The sequence below is a fragment of the Aeoliella fuhlenseeensis genome (genome assembly GCF_052161615.1).
In the GTDB taxonomy this organism is placed as follows: Bacteria; Planctomycetota; Planctomycetia; order Pirellulales; family Lacipirellulaceae; genus Aeoliella.
Window position 1 is genome coordinate 4314345 of sequence record NZ_CP197417.1, and the last position, 24419, is coordinate 4338763.

Sequence of the window (24419 nt, forward strand, 5' to 3'; positions counted from 1 at the left end):
GAAATTGCGGTTTCGCCTGACCTCGCCCCCGCTTCGCAGCCGAAATAATCGTTGAGATCGGCAAAGTTTGCCAGGCACTCATGGTGCCTCGTTACCTGGGGGGAACCGGGATGATGTTTTGCGGTTGGAATAATGGATCGGCCCTCGCCGTGCTCCTAGTAGCACTCGCGAGCGGCGTCGCGCTAGCCGACAGCGATCCGATGGCGGCGACTGGCGGACGTGCGGCTCGTGAAGAGGCGATGCGTTCCATCCCATGGAGCCAGCTCGATGCCGGCGAGCAGCGGATGGTGCAGTACATCACCCGCAACGCCACGATGTATCGCCGGATGCCGACGCGAGTGATCGACTGCGATCCGCAGGTGTTCAACTTCCTGGGGCAAAACCCCGAGGTGGTGACTGAACTGTGGAAGCTGATGGGCGTGTGCAATTTGAACCTCGAGAAGGTCGGCCCGAATACCTACAAGGCTTCGGACGACGCGGGGACCAAAGGAACCATGACGTTCCTCGCCGCCAACTGGAACGACGATGCCCAGAACACCGTGCTCGTGTACTGCGAAGGAACCTACAACGGAGCGCCGCTCCCCGCCGAAGTCTCGGCGCGTAGTGTGTTGCTGCTGCGGAGTGGCTCGATGGTGGAGACAAGCGGCCGGCCTTACATCACGGCGCGGCTGGATTCGTTCGTGCTCGTGGATCGTTTGGGCGCTGAGATGGTAGCGAAGACCATCCAGCCACTGATCGTGAAGACGGCCGACCACAACTTCACCGAGACGATGAAGTTCGTCAGCACGTTCTCGCAAACCGCCGAGAAGAATCCCTCGGGCATGCAGCGGCTATCGGCGCGACTCGAAAAGGTCGAGGAGCCAACACGCATGAACATGGCCCAAGTCTGTGCCGCCGCCGCGGCGCGCTACCAGGCGATTGGTCTGGCGCATCAAGATTCCAAGGTACAACTTGCGACTCGGAATGAAGAGCCGGTGCGGTAAATAATGCGAAGCGACAAGAGGTCCGACGACCGGTAGGTCCTCGGCTATTGGGTTTTGCGAAGGATAGTGTGCTAGAGGGATCGCTTTGAGTTAGTTCAGCTCTCGGCGAACTTCGACTTCGCGAGCTCCGCAATCGCCTTGAGGTCGAGCTTGCCTGAGCCGAGTACGGGGATTTCCTCGACTTGCATGAAGCTGTCCGTGCCGGGGATCCAGAGATTCGGCAGGCCAGCGGCGCGCAGTTCGGCGACGATCTCGGCTGGGGGCTTGGGGAGTTCGCGATGCACGACGACGATCCGCTCGCCCTTCTTAACGTCGGACACGGCGGTGACGACGACGCGAGGTAGCTCGTGGTCGTCTTCGATGCCGACAATCTTTTCGATGGCTTCCTCGATGCCGATGTGCGGTACCATCTCACCGCCGATCTTCGAGAACCGGCTCTCTCGTCCGGTGATCTGAATGAATCCATCGGCGTCGATGCGGGCGATGTCGCCGGTGACGTACCAACCGTCGCGAATCACCTCTTCGGTTTTCTTTGGCTGGTTCATGTAGCCGAGCATGACGTTGGGGCCCGTGATCAGTAGCATGCCCGCAGTACCCTGCGGTAGCTCTTCGAACGAGTCGGGGTCGACCACTTTCGCGGCGACACCAGGGACGGGACGACCGACGGTTCCCTCTTTGGCGTCGACTTCTTGATGGTGCGAACGGCTTGGCGGGACGTTCACGCTCACCAGCGGCGAGAGCTCCGTTGCGCCATAACCCTCGACCGGCCGAACACCGAAGCGTTCTTCAAACGAACCCGCGAGCGGCATCGGCAACTTCTCGGCACCCACGACCACCACGTCGAGCGAGGCAAACTCTTCGGGCGTGCAGCGTTTGATGTACGACCGCAGGAACGTCGGCGTGGCGAGCAAGATTGTGGCTTTGACCCGCTCCGCGATCTTGCCAATCGCCTTAGCGTCGAGTGGGCTGAAGTGGTACGCCGCGCGGATGTCGAGCGACAGCGGGCCCCACATCGTGATGGTGTAACCAAACGAGTGGAAGAACGGCAGGATGCCGAGCATCGTGTCGCCGGGTCGAAGCTGGATTACCTGATCGACGGCGTCGACGTTCGACGACACGTTGCGATAGGTGAGCATGACGCCCTTGGGTTCTCCGGTGGAACCCGAGGTGAAGATCACGGTCAGAACGTCGTCGGGCTGGATCTTTAGGAGGCCGTACATCGAGTCGAGCATCCACGCCGGCGTGGCGTGGGCATTGATCGCGCCGAATACCTTGTCGCCGAGCGTCAACTTCTCGCGAAGGTCGTCGAGGTAGATGATCTTGGCTTCGAGCTTGGTGATGTCCACCGGCAGCTTCTCGGCGACGCGGCGACTCGTGAGAATGTGCCGAATGCCCGCCTGACGAATGCAGGCATTCATCACTTCCTCGGTGGCCGAGTAATTCAGGTTCACGGCGACGCGGCGCGAGAGGCTCAGCGCGGCATTGGTGATGGCTGCGCCGGACGCCGGCGGAATCAGCACGCCAACGTACTGCTCGTCGGCCGCGAGTACTTCGCGAACGAGCAGTCGCTGGAGGATGAAGGTGCGCATCAGCAACTGCGATCCGGTGAGCATTTCGCCGGCCGTGTCGGTGAGCTTCCAGCGGAAGCGTGCCTGACGGCAGGTGCGGATCATCGTGCGGACGACGTTCGTTGAGCGAGCATGGCGAGACACGGCAGCGAGGGCTCCTAATTGCTGCACCGCCTCGCGAACCTGGGCGACGCTGCGCGGGTTTTTGATGGGCTTTCCGAACCAGATCGAGATGCGATGGGGCCAAACGGAGGGCCAGCGATCAAATAGCCGCCCACCGCGATAGCTAAACATACTGCCCCAGAGTTCGGCGAGGTAGACCGGAATCACCGGAGCCTCGGTGCCGCGGACCAGGGACAACAGTCCTCGGGTAAAGGACTGAAGCTGCCCGGTACGCGTGACTTGCCCTTCCGCGAAGAGGCAAACGAGCTCGCCATTCTTCAGGGCTTCGCGGGCCGTGCGGATGGCTTGGCGGGCGGCACTCGGGGCTTTGGGGACTTCGATCACGCCCATGAGCCGAGCGAGCCAGCGTTTCCACGGGGCGTTGATCAGTTCGCTCTTGAGCATCAATCGAATGGGCCGGGAAGAGCTGCTGAGCAGCAAGATGCCGTCGGCCCAAGTAACGTGGTTGGCCACCAACAGAGCGCCACCCTTGGCGGGCAAGTTGTCGCGATCCACCAGATCAATACGGTACACGGTGTGGGCAAGCAGCCACGCAATGAACTTGGTCGTCGATTGCGGAATCAAGTAGACGATGACGATGATCAGTGGCAACGTCGCCACGCTGCACATCAGGAAGATTTGCCGGGCATTGAATAGGGGCTGATCGGTAAACGCCGTTGTCCGCAGGGCCAGATAACCGAGCGTCACCAGCAGCATGCCCGAGAACATCAGGAAGTTATTCGCGGCGAGGACCGACCCGCGAACTTCGGGCCGACTGCGGTGCTGCAGGAAGGCGGCCAGCGGAACCTCGAACAATCCCGAACTTATTCCTAGCATGGCCAAGTAGAAGCAGGCCAGCACAAAGCTGCCGGTCATATGCGACTCGGTCGCCTCGAAGATGATGAGCGGCCCGTCGATGGTAAACAACAGAAAAGTAAATACAGCCAACCCAGCAGCGGCCAAAGGAACCATGCCGAGCTCGACGTGACCGTTGGACCAGCGGCCTGCCAGTAGGCTCCCCGCAGCCATGCCAATGACCAAGGACGCCAACAACGGGACGACCTGCACTTGGGACTTGGCCCCTTGCTCGTACACAAACTGATCAATGTTCAGCTGCGATAACATGCCTAGCGACCAGAAAAACATGCTCCCGAGGGCTACCAAGAAGATGGCACGGTCGGCCCTCAGCACTTGCAGGTCTTGCCAGGTACGCCGCGTAAGGTCCCAGGGAAAGGTCAGGTACGGTCGTGCCGAGGGGAGGAACGCAATCATCAAACTCGACATCCAGCCACCGACCGCAATGCCAACCATGATGACTCCCATGATGAGCCATTCCCAGTTGCCAAAGCTTGCTTGGTTGTGTTGATCGGAAAGCCAACTACCAATTCCGGTGCCTACGACAATGGCTACTACCGTCACGAAACCTAACAGGCCATTTGCGGATGAGATGTGCCGCTGGTGAAGCATTTCGGGAATGCTGCCGAACTTCGCGGGACCGTAGAGGGCGCTGTGAATCCCCATGAGGGCCACGGAAACGAACAGCAGGTAAACCCAATTGAGCGACACGGCCAGTACCGTGAGCACCATCACCACCACCTCGAACACCTTGCACCAGATGATGACGTTCCGCTTGCTGAAGCGGTCGGCCAAGTATCCGGCGGGGGCGGCGAGAAGTAGGTAGGGAAGGATAAAGCAGACCGACCCGGCGACCAGCATACGGCTGGCATTCTCCTCACCTAACACCCCCTTGCCGATGCCAATGGCGAGCCAGCGAGTGATGTTGTCGTTGGTCGCCCCGAGGAACTGGGTGACCATGAGGCCGATGAACGTGCCGGAGGAGAGCCCCGCTTGCGGGGGAGGCGAATCGAGCTTCTCCCGCCCAGCCACGGCAGGACTCTCGGCGGAATAGGCGTCAGAGCCGGTCATGGTCGAATGTGGGGGCGATGCGGGCTGGCGAATTCGGGGCGTGGTTGGCGAAAGTTCATGTTGTACTCCCTGCGGCGTGGGGCGTCTAAGGGCCAACCCCCGTTCGCGAAGCTTCCAAAGTCGCAAAAACCGCCGCTGCCCGCCTTTGCTTCATTCCCTATAATAGGCAGCTGCAACCCGACTCGCGTTCCCCAAGTATTCGACCTTCGCCAGGACTCCCTGTGGGCAAACTGTATAACTTCGTGCTGGGCGTCGTGGTGGGATTTTTCCTGTACCACGTCGCCACCAACTACCATCTGGTCTACGCCAACGACGGCGTCCATCTGGTGGGCAAAGTCCAGCCCCGGCTTGCCGAATCCTACGTCGACGTTCGCTCCTTCACCCCCGCGGACTGGGCGAGCCACCCCCAGCTCATGCTCGACCTGCAACAGGCGGGCAAGGGGCATGTGCTCACCGGTGCTGCGGCGGACGCTGTGAACAACGCCGTCGAACAAGGGGTGAATCAGTTCCTCCCTCAACAGCAGCCTCCCCAGCAGTAAACGCTGCTGGGCTTCTCAGCTCGTCACAATCGCGCCAAACGATGAACGCGGAGTCACGCTCAAGACTGCGCGCCTTCGTGGATCTTTCATCGGTGGTGCCAGCATCGTGCGATAACTAAGAGTGAGGGTGCGCACACTTCGTTTGGCGGACCTTGGGCGGACACTCTCGGGGAGGCCCGAGTTGCAAGGAATGTTGACGACATGGAATTCAATCGCAACCAATTCTTTTTCCTGGGCATGTTCATTCTGATGCTTGGTCTCCAAGCGCGGATGGTCCAGTCCTACACACTCTCCGCCGAGGCGACGCAGTTCCTCGCCCAGCGGTCCGGCGGGGGCTCCGTGGCCTCGGCGAGCAATTCGCCCGGGGCGTTTATCGCGGCTAATGCCCCGCCCACTGCCATCACGCGTAAAACCGTCAACCCGCCCGAATGGCTCGGGTGGTGCTTGATCTCGATCGGATCGGTGCTGATCCTGCACAGCCTGGCGATGCCACGCCCGAGTTGACGGCTGTCCGGGCGGCTTGACCTGCAGCTAGCCTGGGGCCACGAGCTTGCAGCTAGCTGGGGCCATGAGTATGATTACCTCGTGCCATAACTCGCCTGCTGGGCAGGATTTCCGCCCCTTTTTAGAGCGAGCCGGCAGGGAACCTCAACACGCAATTTAAGGCCAGGCCCATGCCCGACCCGAAACGTATTAAAGTGAGCGACTCCGGCGGCGTGACCGTCGTGACGTTTGCCGACTCGAAGATCATCGACGAAGACGAAATCCAAGAACTGGGCCAGGAACTCTACGACCTGGTCGAGCGTCACGATCATCGCAAGTTCGTGCTCAACTTCGCTCAAGTCGAGTTCCTGTCCAGTGCTGCCCTCGGAAAGCTCATCAGCTTCGAGAAGAAGGTCAGCACCCACAAAGGCGAGCTGATCCTCACGAACATCCGCCCCGAGATTTACGAGGTGTTCGCAATCACCAAGCTCACCAAGCTGTTCACGATCAAAGACGACGAGGCCGACGCCTTGGCTGTCCTGTAAATAGTCCTGCATGGTGTATCCAAGGGGAGCAGCTTGAACTGCACGGCTCGCGAGCGAGCTGTTCCCCCCACTGCGGAACATAATTGGCATTCGATCGGATTTCGCCACGACTGGTTGTAGGTCGACAGCGTGGCTACTCGGGTAAGGCGAGCCATGACCGAACACAACTGGAGCTGGACTCTCGAGCGGCGGCTCGCTAGTCGCCGCAATGCGCACCTCGCGTCCATGGACGAGATCCTGGCGAAGCTTACCAGCCTTGGCTGGAGCGACCGCGAACTCTTCGGCGTCCAGATGGCACTCGAAGAGTCGCTCACCAATGCCATTCGCCACGGCAACAAGTGCGACGAGTCGAAGGAAGTGCTGCTCGTCTGCAAGGTCAGCCCCCAGCGATTCTGGCTGCTGGTCGAAGACCAAGGCCCCGGGTTCATCATCGAGCATGTCCCTGATTGCACGGATGAGGATCGACTGGAGGTCTGCGGCGGGCGTGGGTTGATGCTCATTCGGGCGTACATGACTTCGGTGGAGTACAACGAGACGGGCAACCGCGTGACCATGGAAAAGGTCCGTGGTGACGCGACCAGCGAGCTGATCGACATGTCGAGCTAGTCGCCCCCGAGTTTTCACGTTCCTGCCCTTGCGATTGCTGCGAACCTCCCTGCCCCGCCACCCGTCCTGACCGGAAACGCCCGCTTCGCCCGACTTTTGAGGCCTTCCCCCGCTATTGAAAGGCCCCGAAGGTCGATATATATTGGGTGTTTCCCCACTGCTTTCCATGGAAACGGTGGTGGTCCCATTCCCCTGTAGCTCAGTTGGTAGAGCAGGCGGCTGTTAACCGCCTTGTCGCAGGTTCGAGTCCTGCCGGGGGAGCTGAAATTTGTACAGCGGAAACCGCTGACAATCTGGTTTACAGCACGCACCCAGGTGAGAAATCGCCTGGGTGTTGGTGTTTCTGCGGGGGAATTCTCGCGGATTCGGGCGCGAGCAAGCAGCGTAGTGGGGAAGGAGAGAGTGCCGGGAGTCGTTTGATGTTGGTACGTGGATGTTCCCCTTGAGGCGGGACTCTCAAGCTCTCCGGGATCGTTGACAGAGCGGTTAACACAGATGGGCTACAGTGTAGAAGCCTTACATTGGTTAAATCTCGGGGCCGTTGACGTTTCTTCCCTCGTAGTAACTTGACTCGGTCACCGCTGGCTGGGCAGGGAACAAGGTCGGTTTCATCCCTCACTCGACCCATCTCCAGTTTCAGCCGGACGTCTCGGTACCTATTGCGAGGCTGTCGGAATGCGTGCTCTCGTGGAGTTTAGATACTCTTGCAGCCGGTTGAGCCATTTGTCCGTAATATCAGGGAATGCCGACGATAGGTCGGTTTTCTCGCTAGGATCGTTCACGAGGTCGTACAGTTCACTTCGTTCATCTTCGTAAAAGTACAACAGTTTGTATCGCCCTGCCCTCATTGCGGAACTTGGCGGATTGACAGTTTCTCGTGTATTCGTATCCACTCCAATCTTGTTCGCGGCGTCCGGCTTTTGAACTTCGGGGACATAGTAAGGGTAGTGCCAGAACAAGGCCCGCTCCTCGAACCGCACGTCGTTATTACCGGCGAGTAGCGAGGCCAAGCTTCGGCCATCGAGTTCCGAACTTTTTTCCACAGCTACACCTTGAATCTCGCAGATCGTCGGGAGCAGGTCGTATCCGCTGACTGGGCTGCCGCAGATGGAGCCGGGCGCGGTCACGCCGGGCCAACGGACAATCATGGGAACCCGTATCCCAGCTTCGTACAAGTTCCACTTCGCCCCTCGTAAAGGAACGTGGGAGGACAACTCTGGATCACCGCCGTTGTCCGCGGTGAAGATCACCACCGTGTTGTCTTGTAAGCCCAGAGTTTCCAGCGCGTTGAGTACTTGCCCGACGTAGTGATCGGCCTGGGCTACAAACGCGGCGTATCGTATTTGCTCGTTGCTCGCCCTGCCTAGAAGGCGATTCTCGGCCGCTTCGATCGCCCATTTTGGAATGTTGCCCATAGGGATGTGGACGTAGTAGTGCGACAGGAACATGAAGAATTGCTTGTCGTCGTGCGCGTACGCCGCAAGCTGTTCGATGGTGCGTTCGGTGAGAGCGTCCGGCGGGTACTCCCCTGTGGTGTACTTCGCTGCTGGCACGTTCTGTTCGCTATGAGTTAAGTGCGCGCCGCATTCATCAATGGCGGTGACAAAACCTTGCTGCTTGGGTCCATGTGTGGGGCTCCAGCCATTGTAACGGCCATGATGGGCAGCGACATGCCATTTCCCTGCCAATGCGGTTTGAACTCCAGCGTCACGAAGTAACTCGGCGACAGTGACTTCGTCCAAAGGAAGATCGAAAGTGAAGGGGGGCGGGGTAAGCGGGTAGCTTTGCGAGACTTGGTCTCCAGGCCATTTGGTGACGAACTCGAAGTGCGTTCGCGCCGTAGACTTGCCGGTGAGAATCGATGCTCGGGAAGCAGAGCAAATAGGAGCGGCGGCGTAGGCTTGCGAGAACTTCATCCCCGATTCCGCCAAGCGATCGATACTTGGAGTTACGACGAGGCTGTTTGGCTCGTAGCTCACGTCCCTCCACCCCAGGTCGTCCATCACGATGAGCAGGACGTTCATCGGTTTGGTTTGCCTCTGTTGAGGTAACTCACCAGAGGCTGATCGTAGAACGACCAGTAGTAGAATAAATAGGACAGTTGCGCGCGTATTCATAAAGCGGGTCATGGATTCTCTGACGGGTGCTCTCGTACCGTGGGAATTAGGTAGGCTAGTTGTGCGACTAGGCGTATTGTTTCCTTATCAAACTTACTTCGCGGCGTCACTGCGCGACTGTTTCAGTGCCAGATGTTTCATTAAGTTCGGACTGCAGTGTTCTGCGCATTTGATCTGCTACTTCCGGATGCTTCCCTAACACGTTTCGTTGCTCCCCAACATCTAGATCAAGATCGTAGAGTTCATCACGGTAGACGGAGGCGTCCGCCCAGCGAGTGGCGCGGCCGTCAGCCGGTTCCTTGGGGGCCTGACCGTCTTGCTGCGTTGCAGGGATGTACTTCCACTTGTAGGACACTAGGGATTTTCCTGTGCCCACACCTTGCAGCACTAAGTGCTTACGGGGTGAATTAGTGGCACGTCCCAACAGCACTTCCGACAAGTCTTGCGCATCGGATCCCATGCCCGGAGGCAAATCGCTAACGCTTGCAATTCGCGGCAAGGTAGCGGGCAAGTCGATTAGGGAGAACAGCAATTCACTTTCGCCAGGTGCAACTTTCCCGGGCCAATAGACGATCCCTGGCACGCGGCAGCCGCCTTCGTAGACGCTATACTTGAGGCCTCGCAAAGGCCCCGCAGGCCGGTGATCTCCCAGCGTTTCGATCGCCCCGTCGTCGTAGCCATCGTACACCGCCGGACCATTATCGCTAGTCACGAAGACGAGGGTGTCCTTCTCAATACCAGCATCGCGTATTGCCTTCATGGTCTGCCCAACCAGCCAGTCGAACTGAACTATCGTGTCGCCGCGGCGGCCAGTTTGCGATTGCCCAACGAAGCGGTCGTGTGGAAGATGGGGCTTATGCGGATCGTGAGCGCCAAGCAGCAAGAAAAGAGGCTTGTCACCGCGAGCGGCAATGGCGCGACGTGTCCGATCCGCCAAAACATCAGTAATCTTTTCATCTACCCACCTAGCTCGGTGACCGCCGCTCATATACCCAATCCGACCGATCCCATTAACGATAACATCGCTATGTTGCTTGTCGGCATTATACTTGAGCAGATCAGGACGCTCTCTTGCGATGGGATCGCGACCAACTGGCCCTTCGTAGCTAACCGCAATCGGATCGGATGGATCGAGATGGTGAACTTCATGGTCTTCGATGAAGACGCAAGGCACGCGATCCACAGTGGCTGGGATGTAGAATGCGTGATCGAACCCGACTTCAAGAGGCCCGGGCCCCACGCGGCCATTCCAATCCACTGGATTCTCCCCGTCGCCAATACCAAGATGCCATTTGCCCACCAGTTCCGTGTGGTATCCAGCATCGCGCAGAACCTGCGGTAGCGTAGGTGACCCCGGTTCGATCGCCAGAGGGGCATCGCCATCGAGTATCGACGTCTTACGTTTGGTTGGCCGGAACGCATATTCCCCAGTAAGCATCGAGTATCGAGTCGGCGTACATGTCGACGCGGAAGCGTAACATCGGGTCAGCCTAAGCCCTCCCGCCGAAAGGTCGTCCAAATGCGGCGTCGGAATTCTTTTTGCCCCGTAACTGCCGATGTCTCCATAGCCAAGGTCATCGGCGATGATCACGACAATGTGAGGACGACCAGCAGCGCACGTGTGAGGCAGAAGCCAGGCGAGCGAGATCAGGAGTATTGGAAGAAAGTTTATCATTGAGGTTCCTCTCAGTTACTGAAACGGTGGTGGGAAACCATCGACCCAGCTCGTCCGCGACAAGTTCAAACCCGACGAGATGTGGATGATATCGGGTCACCAGTAGGTACTTTAGAGTTTCCTCCTAAATGACGAACTTCTTGAATGCAGAGAGGCTGTCGACAAGCCCCCCTTGCGCCGTCGAGATAGGTGTAGGACCTGGGCAAGTTGTTCTTCAAGAGCATCTGTCGGGGCGCCCACTTTTGCGTGAAGGTCGGGCGTGGGCGCAAGCAGCAGCACTTTTATATGAAACTTCTGGGCCGATTGTCGCGAAACCGGCTCTCGAGATTCCATATCTCCAAAATGTCTGGCCGGAGCCCCGTGGATAGGTAGGCCCTCGACGGATTGCACACGGCCTGTTGGCAGTGGGCATTCGCGAAGTTGCGCGAACGAGATGTTAGTCGGCCAATGTTCGGCGTCTGTGCTGACCGCTCAACCCGAAGGTCATCTGCCAGAATCATCACTACATTGAGATGACGAGAATGATTTTGAGATGCGGCAATAGAAGGCACTGCTCCTAACCCAAGTAGTAGCACTCCAAATCGCCAGTTCCAGCGAATGGGCCATTCTTGCGCACACCTCATTGTTCCTCTCCCATAAAGAATGGAGTTCGAGGTCTAAACTCATCCCATCGCACTCCTCAATGACTCCCCTTGGTGGGACACCTCGCGGGGCGGCCTCGTATCATGAAGGGACTCGCTCGGACCTGCCAGTTACTGTGGGCCGGTGACGATTCAGGAGCCCAGATGCTTTCAGCACTTCGTGTATGGCATCTCGTTGCGGGGCGTCACAGCCTCGATACGGCTCTGCCATACGCCCAGAGCAGATTCCCATAATGTCGAGCGCGCACTTAAGTCCCCGTACTCCCCCCGCGGCGTACTTTCCGTGGACAAGAATCTGGTGCAATGATGTGAGCTGCTCCTGAAGGCGCTTGGCATTCGACCAATCATGGCTCTGAGCGGCGTTAAATAAGTCCGTGAGTAGCCTTGGCCAGACATTGCCGCCCCCTCCGACGCACCCGTGCGCCCCTATTTCGAGCGACTCGATCATCAAGTCTTCGGAGCCGACTAGCACCGACCACTCGGGGCGCTGTTTCGCAACTTCGCAGACTTGCTCAAGATACTCCAGATCGCCTGAGCTATCCTTGATGCCCACGATTCGGTCATGCTGGATCAACCGCTGGAGGGTCTCACTCTCGTAGGAAGACCGCATCAGTCGCGGCATGTTATAGAGTACCACGGGAACAGGCGATCGGGACACAATGGAGTGTACGTAGGCCATCAACTCCGCTTGCTCGAGCGGAAGGTAGCATGGCGAGGCAACTACTACGCCATCGGCCCCCTCCTTCGCAGCGTACTGAGCCATTGAAATCGCGTCGTTTTGGCAGTCGCTTGTCACGCCAACCAGCAATGTCACCCTGCCTCGAATACAACGCGCGGCGTGGGTGATAAGACTGTGTCGCTCCTCAAGCGAAATAGCCGCTGCCTCGCCGGTGGTGCCGAGTAGAAATACCCCGTGGACACCTCCAGTAATCACGTGTTCGACGAGTCGTTCTAACCCAGCGACATCAATCTTCGCATCGGTTGTCAACGGAGTAACGAGTGGCGGGACAATCCCCCGGATGAACTGACTAGCCTGGATCTGGCCTGCCGGGTCCAAGCGGAGCGGAAGATTAGGCAGGTGCGCTTTATCTAAACGGGTCATAACAATCAGGCTCCTGCTTCCGGGGTCGCTTGGCGGAACCTTGGTAAGACTCTCGAGGCAATAACGCCAACAACAATCACGGTTAGGGTCCCAAACACAATGGTCAAAAACTCATGAAATGGCGATACGAGAAACGACAGTTGCTCGGGCCACCAACTCATTCGAGAACAAAACATCCAAGTAATCACGATGATTCCACACATCACGCCGATGGCGGCGTGAGCGCTTTGCACGCTACCGCAGAATCTCCCAAGTAAGAATAATCCAAGGAGCCCGCCCCCCGCCACGCCTGCTAGTTGCCACCATACGTCAAGCACGCTCTCCGCCTGCATCATCGCAAGTCCAGCGGCGGTGCCGGCAACTCCGCATAGGAAGGTAGCCGAGTACAGGACGAACATCGATTCGCGCTCAGTCGCGGCGGGGTTGGAGTAACGTTTATAAACATCGCATAGCAAGAGCGTCGCGGCGGAGTTCAAACTGGAGCTAACGCTACTCATGGCTGCCGCAAGAATCGCTGCTATCAGTAGTCCTGTCAAACCAGCGGGCAGGTCAGCAACGATAAAATGCGGGAAGACAGCATCTGCCGCCATGGGTTCACCGTTCGCCTGAAGTAAGGGCGGACGGTTCAAGTAGTAAACATACAAGCTCGTGCCAACCAACAGTAGTAGCGCTGAAATGGGGATGTAAAGTAGGGCTCCCAGCCATACGCTGTAATTCGCTTCGCTATCGGTCTTGGCGGTGGCGTAGCGCTGAACGTAGGTCTGATCGACGGCAAAGTTCTGGAGATTGATGAAGAGCCCGTAGACGAGAACCACAAACATGGATGGCTCGGCCAGTGATGTCACGCTATCACCTAAGCTGAACTTGTCGGCCGTCCAGGCGGTAGAAATCACTTCGCTAATTCCACCGGGGACGTGCCAGGCGACAAAACCAATGGCGACTAGGATGCCTAGTGACAAAACCAAGCTTTGTAGAACGTCGGTCCAGATAACCGCTTCGATTCCACCCATCAGCGTGTAAATCGTTACTAACACGCCGGTCACGATGATGATCGACGCGATGCTCCAATTCGTAAGCGGCCCGATGGCCAGCGCCACCAAGTAAAGAATGGTTGCAACGCGGGCTAACTGTAGGGCCAAGAAGCAGAACACGGCGTAGGTTCGTGCCCATCCTCCGAAGCGCCGTTCGAGCTGAGTGTAGGCGGAGATATCCTCGCTTCGACGAAATGCCTGCACGAAGTACCGAACAGCGATCCATGCAGCCAATGGCAATGAGAGACTGAAGACAAAAGGGCTCCAGTTGTCTGCGTAGCTCTTCCCTGGATTGGCAAGAAAACTAATGCTGCTGACATAAGTCCCAAAGATGGATAGTCCCACTGCCCAACCGGGCAGAGAACCTCCCGCCGCCATGAACTCCGAGGTGTTCCCGCTCTTCTTGGAAAGCGCGTAGCCGATCAGCAGACACCCGCCCAAATACGCGGCCAGTACGAGTAAGTCTAAAGTGTGGAGTCCGACCGATGCCGATGCACTATCCATGGACAGCCCCTTCACGGAGCAGCACCAACTGCACATCAGTGTGACGTCGCGCCGAAAGCCATCGTAACGCAGGCAGGCTTGCTAGGTTGATTCCAATTTTCACCGGCCTAGCTCCTCCTGTTCGTCACCGCGGCTAGATGCAACAACGAAGATCTGGTTGCAGAGGCCGGACTCGCATGGGACGGCGCGTAGGTAGGCTATCTGAGAACCATCGGGCGAGTAAACGCAGGCTTCGGGTCTCAGGAGACCCTGCTCCACTGCGGTGTCGGTCAGATATCGAGTGCGGCCGGTCTCGCTATCGATCTCACACACTCGCCCACCCACGACGCAGGCGACGTTCGCGCCGTCCGGACTCCAAGAGAAAGCCGATTCGACCGCCACATGGTTGGTTGTGAGTTGCCGTAGCTGATCGCCTCGTGGCGAGATCGTCCACAGTTGGAGAATTCCGCTATCGTCGCGCATCAGGAAGGCGATCCTTTCCCCGTTCGGCGAGCTCCGCGGCCAGTGGCGGACACCACCAACGCCTGGAAATGGCCGAGTGTCGGTGTGCGTTAAGCGGCGTTGCACTGTGCCCAGTGGCACGCCGGGACGGGTGCTAGCGGTACCGCACAACGGGTGATCGCCGACCTGCCGAATGTCGTCGGGAATGTCCACAACATACAGTTCAGTCACGATTGAACCATCACGAGCAACCGCGTCGCCAAGAAATGCAATGGCGCGTTGCTGTTGCTTCCCATCGCTTCGCAGATAACCGTGTGTTCCGATCCACGCATCGCTGTAGGCTCGGTTGATCTCGTCACTGCCAGGCGCCGGAGCGTCAGTCGTCGCGGTGACCAAGGTGCAGAAATGGGTGCCATCGTGATTTCGGGGATGCGTTTTGGGAACCATCACAGGTCCGCAGGGCGCGGCGACCCCCACATTGCGCTGGTTCTTTTGGTGCGTCGGGTCACTGGAGGTAGCAAGTACATGATCCTCATAGGTAAAACTAACCCATTTGCCATCCCCGCTAAACACATGCACGTGAGTGCCGCCGCGGAGAGCACCCGGCGTGTAGGGCGGCACTAGATCCCGTGCGTCGAGGACCGTGGCCTGAGTTGCGTCTCCCGTATCAACCACGATTCCCTGGCGATGCCAAGCTGCGTATTGCCAGTCGGCGGTGGGATTCTCAGGACCACCAATGAACACAATACGGCTATCCACGGGACTTGCCGTCACGACACCGCAAGAGGCACCATTGGGGGACTCGTACACAACTTCGATTTTGCCCGTGTCTACCGCCACACGTTCGATTCGCGGGCTGTCGAACACCGACCCGGCGAGGTCGCTTCGGACGTCGTAGTAAATCCACTTGCCATCGCTCGACCATACTCCGATGTTAGTTAGCACATGATTTTGCTGGCGAGTGGTGATCTGCCGTTCTGGGCTCATCGGCTCTGCACTCATTGCAATTGGCATCTGCGAACAAAGGAGCAGCCAGCCACTTACCTTGGTAAGCAGGCACACCCGCATCATGTTTCTAGAATACCCGTGCATAGCAACTCAACACCAGACTCACTCGGACACCGTCATCGCTGGCTTTGCCACTAGACCGACAATCCCCACCGCTTCCGGGAGTCGGATACCGACTCCAGCTCCGCGCCTTCTTTCCATAACACGTCATGCCCTGGAGGTGTGCTCCCGGCCCATCGCTCGTCGACTGGATCGCTCGCCGGCTGATAGCGGGTATCGCAAGAAAGGCGAAAAGCATCGGAATCGTTACGGAGCGAAGCGTGCAGGTTGTACATGGTGAGTATCACGGCGTCGCCGGGCTCAAACGTCGTGGTTGCCCAACGGCCTCCGTAAGTCTCGACGAGTTCCAAAGGATCGTCCGTGAACACACCCCTGGTACGGTCGCGATCGACGTCGTCCTGTCCATAAGTGTTGACGACCTGTGACCATTCATGAGATCCAAGGCACAGCGCCAATGGACCCATCTCCGGCGTGATACGCCCAAAGGGTGTCCAAAGCGTTAACAGCCGCTGCGACCCTCGGCCCATGTAGACGCGGTCGCAATGAATGGGCGAACTAGCACCGGGGGGAGCCGCTCGAAGCCACTCGAATTGCAGATGAAGTGACGGCTCGCCAAAAAGCGTATCGAAGAACCGCGTGGTGCGCTCGCCAAACAGCACCTCCCGGACGCCTGCCGTCTTGAGATAGTCATTTCCTCGCACGGACGACGTTGCCACCTTCACGTGCTGGGGATCGACGATTCCTTCATCGAGCGGCCTGGACGAGTCGATTAAACCACGCTCCTGCAGCTTGCCGAGCATTTCTCGCCTAGCTGTAAGCACGGCTTCGGGGTCGTGAAATCTACGTAGGTAGAGAAAGCCATCTTCGGCTAAGCGACGCCGGAGGCCATCAGCGTCCCCCAGCAGCGAGCTACTATCGGGCAGATGGAGTGTGAGGTATCTAGAGTTTGGTTCTAGACGCGTCTCACCAATATGATAGGAACTCTTCATCTTCTGCTCGTATTCTCCAGCGCTATTTAGTGCACTACTAGTCATCGTACGGAAATTGAGGGCCACTCGCGGGAGTGTTCGCGATATCCGTTCACCCAAGGTGAAGCACCCCATCACATCACTCGACAACCACCTCCACTTGAGGCTCCGGTGTGCCGGGGCTAACGCGAATGTCAAGCTTCGCATCGGCAAGCGGAAGATCCACCGCTACCTGGGTAAGGGGAAACAGCGCTCGGCCTTGTGGCATCACGCCCTCGCGATCTTCGTAAGCTACCCCATCATACGCGAGCAATTGAATCCAATGCGGCCCACCCACCACTTGGCGTTCAGGCTCCGTCTTCAACACTCCTGCATTGACTCTTGCGACCCCTTGGGGACCGCTGTTGCCCTTCGTGTGGTCAGGCGTGAGAACGATCCGACCGGCGGGGACTTCCTTGCCATCGTAGGTGATGCGACCGCTAACTTCGTAACGCTGCGGGCCGCGATCACATCCAGCACACAGAGCAAGCACTACCACAGAAGCACAGACCAGCAAAACTTGCTGGCGAAGCTTCTGGCACGCTAATTTAGGACGGATTGGATTTTCGCCGTCTATCGACCGTATCTCATTCAATGACATAGTTTTCTCCGAATCCTCGGCTAGCCATGGCCTGAAGAGTTGCAAGGTCGGTAGCTTCGTTGAGAAAGAACACCGATCCATCGCAACGGGCACCTTGCACGCCGCCGGGATGGAAGCTGCTGAAGGGTCGTGAGTTACCGTACTCTTGGCAGTGAGATGTTTCCGAGTACTCGTTCTCGCGACACAGATTGATACCAAATTCAACGTTCTTGAAGGCTGCACTATCACAGGGCCAAGTGAAGTCGGCGCTCAGTCCGGCGAGCCAGCTCGTTTCACCCATATTCCGTTCTGCAATCATCAGGGTGTTCGAAAGCCCGTCGGTGATTCGCGAAGTACGCACATCACCGCCGGGAAACAAGACGCCCAATTTCGCAAAGTGCCGCCGGCCAGAGTTCGCGCAGCTCGAACTGAGCTTGCTATCGAGGATCATACCGGTCTTTTGGTCGCTGTACTCCCGAATGCCCACGGCGGGGTTGTACAGAGGACCGGACACGCCGTTGTAGTGCTGCGTGTAAGCTGCGATGTTCCCACCGCCAGGCAGATTGACTTTCGAAGTGGCAAACACGCCTCGCTGGAACTCAATCGGTGAAGTGGGGCAGAAGAAGCCATCAATCGGCGTGAGGCCGACAGCCTTGTTGTCTTCGTACGACTTCGTCCAATCAATCAGGTCGTAGATCTGCTGCCGTTCCATGAACGGAAGAATGCGAGCGTGCCAGCTCATCAGCGCCCCTTGGTTAGCCGGAGAGTTTCGCGGTTCGCCCGGGACGGGGATTTTTGCGCCAATTGGTAGCTGCTTATAGGTGCTTTCGTAATTCAGCGTTGCCAGCGCAATCTGCTTCAGATTGTTCGCGCATTGACTCCTCCGCGCCGCCTCTCGAGCAGCCTGCACGGCAGGCAACAACAGAGCCACTAGAATACCGATGATGGCAATCACCACCAGCAGTTCAACCAACGTAAATGCTTTTCTTCTCATCGCCTTGAATCCTTTACACTTTGGTTACCTACGAAGAGCATGCGAGAGCTAAGGGCGGGTGCGTATCGCAACTGGGCGATGCCGAGCAGCGCTCCGGCTATTCCCAACGCACTTGGCTCGGGAACCACCGTAAGCCGCAGGGTGCCCGAAGTATTCAAATGCGACACTTGCCACGACAGGCCGTCTCGCAGAGTCGGTAGCGACACGCGTGTGAAGTCCGACTGAAGAGAACCGTAGCTGACGATATCAAAGGTATCGCCCGCGTTGGGCATGAAACTGTCCAGCAGTTGCACCGACAGCTGCCCGCTTGCTACTAACGCACCCTCGACGACCAAGTGGTCGTACTGGTTCATGGAGGTGCCTGCTAGTTCAATCTCCAGAGCACCCTCTTCCGCTTGTAAGTAGTCACCGCGGATAGTGAGCGTCCCCGGACTGTTGCCCGGCGCTACGATCGCAGCCATGTTGGAAAGGGAGCCTTCAATCTGCCCGCTACCGTTAATGGTTCCTTCTTCCAGGACAATGGCACCTCCTTGCGTGCGAACTTGTCCGTTAAGAGTCAATTCGCCGGCCCCTGTCTTTAACAAGGTATGTCCATCGAGCGACACGGTATTGTTCAGCGTCAGCTGGGTACTCGCCGCGAGATCGAACGTGATATCGGAGGCAAGTCGCACCGGGACTTGAAGCTCGTGACTTCCGGCGAAGACTTGCACCTCGCCGGCAGCCAGCGTCAGGGCACCGGGGCCCGCGAGAGCTACGCGATGCTCGCTCATTAGCCGAAGTCCACCAATCTCTTGATCGCGTTCAAGAATGACAGTTTGGTCGGCTACCAATCCCGGCCCAACAACCGCGATCTCTTCCGCCGTGTTGGCAACTCCCCAGTACGTTTGCCAGTTTGTTGGGTCGCTCCACAGTCCGACTCCCTTCAAAACAAACACTCGCTCACGGGGCGCAGACACGCCAATCAGGTGGCCCGGACCACTAAGTCCGGCGGCGACTGTCGCCTTTGCATCCAAGCCCGTCAGGCGCGAAATGGTTCCGTTCGAATAGTCTGTCCAGAACAACTGGCCATCAATGACCTGCATGCCTAGGACCGTGCCGATATCGTTAGGATCGTAGAGCGTGCTCGCCTCGCCGTTGGGGGCAACCCGGAAGAGATCGGTGTTAGCCAACGCTGACACCTTCAACTCACCTGCTGCCGTGTCCCACGCTAGCGCTTGGGGAGTATCGACTTGCCAAAGCTCCTCGATCAAGTTGCCGGTGGATTCATCGAACTTTAGCACGTTATTGCCATTGCGATTGGCAACATACAGGCCCCCTTGCCCGTCCACGGCTAAACCTCGTGGGTTGTTCAGCGTGCCGCCCGCAAAAGTGGTGTCGACCAGCACTTGGGTGCTGCGGGATTCGGGGTCGATGCTGATCACACGATCCGAGTTGGATCCGAACGCAGTGGATAGCAACAGCTGGCCGTTGGACCCGAGCACGAGGCCTTCCGGCCGACCCTGGAAGTCTACACCCGACGTCGCGACCACTTCTACAAAGTTCCCAACGCCATCGAATCGGAGGATTCGGCCGCCGTCTTTCTGCTCGCCGACGTACACGAAGCCGTTGGCGTCCTGCACCAAGCCCATTGGGCTTTCTAGCGCCCCGCCGGGTATGGTACCACTTACGAAGTTGCCTAAAGGAATCCACTCGCCCTCAGTGTTTGCCTGATAGCGGAGGATTCGGTTGTTGTTGGTATCGGCCACCAAGGCTTGCGATGGCGCAAGCTCGCGGAATTCTTCAAAACGATGGAACGTCATGAAGTTTGCGTCGTGATTGTTATTCGCGCCTCCAAGACCATCGTCGTAGGCAGTACGCGACGCGGCGACGATGTCGTTGCCTTCGAAGTGCCAATCGACGTACTGAAAGCCATGTTTGGCGACATCGGGATGGTAGAGCAAAACCGACTGCACCTCCCACCGATGGAGATCGTCGGACGACATGAGGGCTAGTGCGTTGCGAGTACTGGCGTCGGGACTACCTTGATGCTGCGGAAGCACGGGATTGGAAAGAGTCCAGTACTTATCCGAAATCGCGTCGTAGCGAATGGTGAATTTCTTCGCTCCGCCGGGAAAATCAACAAAGCCTGTTTCTTGGTCGAAGGAGATCGTGTTCTCATCCTCAACCTTCACCATCGCCGCGGCTGGAACGTTATCGACTCGTAGCATGTTCACAAGTCGATCATCGCGATCGACAACCACGCCACCTTCCAGCCAACCTCGCACCTTACCATCTAGCCAAGTCGTATCGCTGGCCAGTGCATTGGTGTAGGTCCAGCTATCGGCATCTAGCAAATCCGCGCCGATGGGCGCAGACATCACAAACGAACGAAAGTGACGGCCCCATCCACCACCGGCGGAAATATCTTCGAATCCGCGCCACAGTCGACCATCATGCTCGATGACTGGCATCGGCGCGGTGTGGTAGATGTTGCCCGACTTAAGCAGCCCACTGCTTGCAGTGGAAGGGGTTGTCCAATTCAGCCCCCCATCAGTCGACTTTCGAATGACGATCTGGCCGTACTCGCGCGACGTACCCATGATGTAGAGCTCGTCGTCTTGAACGAATAAGTTCGACCAGTACTGTCCCTGCAGAGTTGTTCCCCTGGTCCAGGTATCTCCTTTGTCCGACGAATGGAACACCAGCGTGGAGCTTTTGTTCGAACCATTGCCGAATACATCATGCGTCGCGACGTAGTCGCCATTTGGCAGGATAGCGATGGAGGGCGAACCGATATAACTGCCCGATGACTTCGGCGAGTGGTCGATGACTACGCCAGGCACCTGCGAGAAGTCCTGAGCGTTGGTAGCCAGGCCTCCAATCCATGACAGCACACACGTCGCGTACGCAAACACGACCTTCCACTTCGGGCACCAGCGAACCAATAAGTTCATGTATTCCCTACGCATCTGCTTAGGCCACCTTTCTCGACGCTACCAACGCCACGAAGCCAAGCAACACTACCGACCACAGGCTGGAGGCTTCTGGTACTGCGACGGACGAGGAAAGTGTGCCATTGCCGCCGAGACCGAAGTTCGACTTCCACAACTGATAGTGGGCGGCGGCAACTGGGGTTCCCAAATTGTTGTCGTTGGGAAGCGCGGTCGAAGAACCCAAGTTGTCTCTCCAAACCGTGTAGTCAGCGAGGTTAACCGCACCATCGCCATTGAAATCGCCAGGGGTTCCTGCGGAGCCCGCGTAGTTGAGTACCAGACTGTTCCCTGCTTTCATCAGAGAGAATCCTGCCGTGTCCCCCTGTAATGCGAGGGTTCCCATAGTGAGACTAGAAAACGCGCTCAAGATTTCGAAGCTTGCACCGTTCTGCGGCACAAATCCCTCAACTAACGAAATGTCGATAAGGCCTGCAACGGTGGCGGAACCTTGGACATCAATGGAGTCGTAGTCTTCGACATTGGCACCACCTAGTTCGATCGCGAGACGGCCTCCAGCTAACTGGCTGTAATTGCCGGCCACTGCGAGGGTTCCGGTTCCGCGACCAGGAGCGACTGTCGCACCAGACTGCACGCTCAAATTGCCGCCTACTTCCCCACTTCCACCAAGAGTGCCGGCAGTCACGTTCACCACGCCGGTTCCGCTATTCACTTGGTTATTGATGTTAAGGACGCCAGCACCCGATTTCGTGAGGGTGTTGCCATTCAGTGAGAGGGCGTTGTTGAAGTCCAGCTGGCCACCTTCCGCAATCTGGGCAGTCAGCGCGTTGCCCAGAGCAACCGCTGCTTGGAATTCGTGCGACCCCGATTGCTCCACGTTCAGCGTGCTTGGGCCGGCGTTGGACTGCATGGTGACCGTCTGCGTTCCAGCGACGATGTAGTGGGTAACGCTGTTATCAAATGTGATGCCCTTCATGGTCACCGGCGAATCGACGATCACCGTGGCATTGGCGACCGTTGGAGACACTCCAAAACGAGCGGTTTCCGTATTGCCATTGGGTGCTCCGTCGAGCCAATTCGCTTCGGTGAACCAACTGCCACTGCCATTCCTCAGCCACTGATTGGGAGTAGGTGGAGGTGTAGGCTGGGCCAGCAAGGCGGAAATATCGGCAGGAGAGAGAACGCGGTTGTAGATCCGCATGTCGTCCAAAATGCCTTCGAATGGGAACTGGCTGGCATTCGGACGCTCACCAAACGAGATCGCGCTCGCATTCAGCGCCGCAGAACTTGTTCCAATTGGGATGACCGTGTTGTCAACGTAGAGATTCCATGCATCGGCCGCATCGCGAGAGACACCCACTAGACGAAACTCATTGTCACTCACATGGACGTTCGAGTTTACGGCTCCTAAGCCGCCGTTGTGGAACCAGAACAGCTCACTGAAACCGGGATTGTCTGTATCCGCAACGATACCCAGATTCCATCGCCCGGCCGCACCGTTGTTCCCGGAGAAGATATGCTGCTGGACGGTTCCAAGGTCGGATGTCTTGACGAAGGCAAACATACTCATGGGGCCTGTCGCGACCCCTAGGCCCGTCGCAGTGGCCGTTGTCAGAACGCGGTTTCCGCCCGTTCCAGCGAACGTGTAACCGTTATCGACCCGCCCCGATAGTCCCGTCGTCACCGCGCCCTGTACCGTTCCGTTGTTGGCGGCAATAGAATCGATCGCCGCCGTGGCCCCGAAGCCCTCATCGAGTTTCCAGTGTCCAACAAGACCAGTGGTGATGTCCTGACCGGCACTCGTCGCAGCTAAGGCGATAGCGAACACGCTAGTCCCTACTGCCAGTTGAAGGTTACGTATCATGAATGCTGACTCCCGCCCGGCAAGCCGGTATGAAATGGTTAGTAGATGTCGAACGTTTAGAGAACGGCAACCGACGCCGCAGCCCAGCAAGCTAGGGTGCATCGGTTTGCTGACGTGAGCGATACGAAGCACCAGCGACTAAGCTGCCAACGAGAAGAAGGAAGACGCCTGAGGGCTCAGGTACGGCGTAGACCACACCCAGACCTTCGGCTCCAAGAAGACTGACCGATCCGGACGCACTAATACTTCCTCCCCCGGTGACCAGGGCGTTGTTGAAGTCCACAGTTCCAGCGCCAAGGATGCTTAGAGTGAAGCCATTCAGATTCAACAAATTGTTGAATGCCAGGGTCGATCCAGCGGCCACGGTTACATTCGTGTCGCTAGCCAAGTTCATGACCAGCTGCAATTCATGATCCCCATCGTCCACAACGATGGTCGCATCGCCCACGGCAGATTGAAGAGTAAGTTCGCCTGCACCGACAATTGCGTACGTATTGGGGCTGTCGAACCTCAACGACTGGACGGTGCGATCTACGTCCGAGTAGATGGATGAGTCCGTTTGAATCGTTGCTCCGAGGAGCACACGATCAAGAGTTCCGTCAGGAATTCCTCCAACCCAGTTCGCTCCGACGCTCCAGTCTCCAAGTCCACCAGCAACCCATTCAATCTCACCAGTTCCAATTCCTTGGAATGGAATCTCTTGCAGTCCTTGGCCATTCGCTAAACCGCTGACGACGCGCGTTCGCGTGTCCACAGCATCCAACCGTTCCACCGAACCATTGAAGCTGCTCCAGTACGTGACGCCATTCACAACGGCAATGTCGAGAATGAAACCGGTATCGCTGGGATTGTAAACTTTCGTCACGCCCTGTTCGGGTGTATTGGTGCCCGAAAGTGGTGGGGCCATCGCGGCCGAGCCCGCCAACTCAATGGCGAAAATATCTTGTCCCCCTCCAAACACACTCGCATACAAAGTATCACTAGGGGCGTCGTAGTACAGAGCTTGAGCATTGTCGAAGTCGCCAAACACATCGTCGTTGATGCTCGCAGGATTAGCTCCGATTCCCGCGTCGAGGTAGGCTCCCGTCGTCGCATCGAATCGCAGGATGGAGCCACCGCTGGATCCCATGCCATCGCGATTGGCGACGTATAGCGTGTTGCCCTTAATCGCCATTCCACGAGGATTGGCGAGTGTGTAGGGCGAGCTGGGAAAGAACAACGGATCAGGCTGAGCGATAAATTGAGAGTAACTGCCAGTGGCTACATCAATCTTGTAGATGTTGTCTTGCTCGAAACCGTTGTTACCGAACGGATTAGAAGCTAGCAGATTACCATCGGGTGCCAGCGCCAGTTGGTCCGGCACCTCTCCAGAGAACGTGGTGAGTACGCCCTGGAACGCGCCCGACAGGCTGTATTTCAGAATACGCGCAGACCCCGAATTGTTCGTCTCCCCGACGTACACGGTACTCGCACCGTCATAGAGGATAGGGCCAGGAGCACTGAGCCCAGAGCCATCACTCGGTTGCGCGAATACACCGTTGAATGACCAGTCGTTATTCGAGTCGACGTTGTAACTAAGCACGCGGCTATTGCCGCCGTCTGCGACGAGCACGGTGTTATTCGCGCTGGCGTTAACGCTTGCCAACACTACGC

The 24419-nt window shown here is 57.6% G+C and carries 17 protein-coding genes and 1 tRNA gene; 6 read left to right on the top strand and 12 right to left on the bottom strand.

Going from position 1 to position 24419, the window contains the following annotated elements:
- The first annotated feature begins 110 nt into the window (after positions 1-110).
- On the top strand, positions 111-983 hold the full coding sequence (locus SH292x_RS16830) for a hypothetical protein (protein ID WP_442482175.1): 873 nt from the start codon (positions 111-113) through the stop codon (positions 981-983).
- Between the two features lie 95 nt (positions 984-1078).
- On the opposite strand, the gene SH292x_RS16835 is transcribed toward SH292x_RS16830, so the two are convergent.
- Entirely contained in the window at positions 1079-4639 is a 3561-nt protein-coding gene (locus tag SH292x_RS16835; protein ID WP_442482176.1) for an acyl-[ACP]--phospholipid O-acyltransferase, read from the bottom strand.
- 221 nt (positions 4640-4860) lie between these two features.
- Here SH292x_RS16835 and SH292x_RS16840 point away from each other — a divergent pair, with 221 nt between their 5' ends.
- The 5 genes from SH292x_RS16840 to SH292x_RS16860 all read left to right on the top strand — a co-directional run bounded on the left by SH292x_RS16840 (position 4861) and on the right by SH292x_RS16860 (position 7073).
- A complete protein-coding gene (locus tag SH292x_RS16840) occupies positions 4861-5178 on the top strand; it encodes a hypothetical protein (protein WP_442482177.1) in 318 nt (105 codons plus the stop codon).
- A gap of 201 nt (positions 5179-5379) precedes the next feature.
- Positions 5380-5682: a hypothetical protein gene (locus SH292x_RS16845; protein ID WP_442482178.1), complete on the top strand. Its 303-nt coding sequence runs from the start codon at positions 5380-5382 to the stop codon at positions 5680-5682.
- Positions 5683-5852: 170 nt separating this feature from the next.
- Complete coding sequence (locus SH292x_RS16850; RefSeq protein WP_442482179.1) at positions 5853-6206, top strand: STAS domain-containing protein; 354 nt, start codon at positions 5853-5855, stop codon at positions 6204-6206.
- Between the two features lie 153 nt (positions 6207-6359).
- A complete protein-coding gene (locus tag SH292x_RS16855) occupies positions 6360-6812 on the top strand; it encodes an ATP-binding protein (RefSeq protein WP_442482180.1) in 453 nt (150 codons plus the stop codon).
- A 188-nt stretch (positions 6813-7000) separates the two neighbouring features.
- Positions 7001-7073 (top strand) — tRNA-Asn (locus tag SH292x_RS16860).
- Positions 7074-7468: 395 nt separating this feature from the next.
- Here the strand turns inward: SH292x_RS16860 and SH292x_RS16865 are convergent.
- The 11 genes from SH292x_RS16865 to SH292x_RS16915 all read right to left on the bottom strand — a co-directional run bounded on the left by SH292x_RS16865 (position 7469) and on the right by SH292x_RS16915 (position 24414).
- Positions 7469-8836, bottom strand: a complete 1368-nt coding sequence (locus SH292x_RS16865) for a sulfatase (RefSeq protein ID WP_442482181.1) — start codon at positions 8834-8836, stop codon at positions 7469-7471.
- A gap of 199 nt (positions 8837-9035) precedes the next feature.
- Positions 9036-10604, bottom strand: coding sequence for a sulfatase-like hydrolase/transferase (locus SH292x_RS16870; protein WP_442482182.1), 1569 nt, complete (start codon positions 10602-10604; stop codon positions 9036-9038).
- Positions 10605-11327: 723 nt separating this feature from the next.
- Positions 11328-12347, bottom strand: a complete 1020-nt coding sequence (locus SH292x_RS16875; protein ID WP_442482183.1) for a dihydrodipicolinate synthase family protein — start codon at positions 12345-12347, stop codon at positions 11328-11330.
- Between the two features lie 5 nt (positions 12348-12352).
- Positions 12353-13882, bottom strand: coding sequence for a sodium:solute symporter (locus SH292x_RS16880; protein ID WP_442482184.1), 1530 nt, complete (start codon positions 13880-13882; stop codon positions 12353-12355).
- A 99-nt stretch (positions 13883-13981) separates the two neighbouring features.
- Positions 13982-15310 (bottom strand): DUF3748 domain-containing protein, encoded by a 1329-nt coding sequence (locus SH292x_RS16885; protein WP_442482185.1) that lies wholly within the window; start codon positions 15308-15310, stop codon positions 13982-13984.
- A 155-nt stretch (positions 15311-15465) separates the two neighbouring features.
- Complete coding sequence (locus SH292x_RS16890; RefSeq protein ID WP_442482186.1) at positions 15466-16380, bottom strand: phytanoyl-CoA dioxygenase family protein; 915 nt, start codon at positions 16378-16380, stop codon at positions 15466-15468.
- 118 nt (positions 16381-16498) lie between these two features.
- A complete protein-coding gene (locus tag SH292x_RS16895) occupies positions 16499-16897 on the bottom strand; it encodes a hypothetical protein (RefSeq protein WP_442482187.1) in 399 nt (132 codons plus the stop codon).
- Positions 16898-16985: 88 nt separating this feature from the next.
- Positions 16986-17972, bottom strand: coding sequence for a DUF1559 family PulG-like putative transporter (locus tag SH292x_RS16900; RefSeq protein ID WP_442482188.1), 987 nt, complete (start codon positions 17970-17972; stop codon positions 16986-16988).
- Positions 17969-20920, bottom strand: a complete 2952-nt coding sequence (locus tag SH292x_RS16905) for a hypothetical protein (protein WP_442482189.1) — start codon at positions 20918-20920, stop codon at positions 17969-17971. Before SH292x_RS16905 ends, SH292x_RS16900 begins: the two co-directional genes overlap by 4 nt.
- Positions 20921-20924: 4 nt before the next feature.
- The gene (locus SH292x_RS16910) at positions 20925-22766 is read right to left on the bottom strand and encodes a LamG-like jellyroll fold domain-containing protein (RefSeq protein ID WP_442482190.1); all 1842 of its coding nucleotides are present in this window, start codon (positions 22764-22766) and stop codon (positions 20925-20927) included.
- Positions 22767-22857: 91 nt separating this feature from the next.
- A complete protein-coding gene (locus tag SH292x_RS16915; protein ID WP_442482191.1) occupies positions 22858-24414 on the bottom strand; it encodes a hypothetical protein in 1557 nt (518 codons plus the stop codon).
- Positions 24415-24419: the final 5 nt, after the last annotated feature.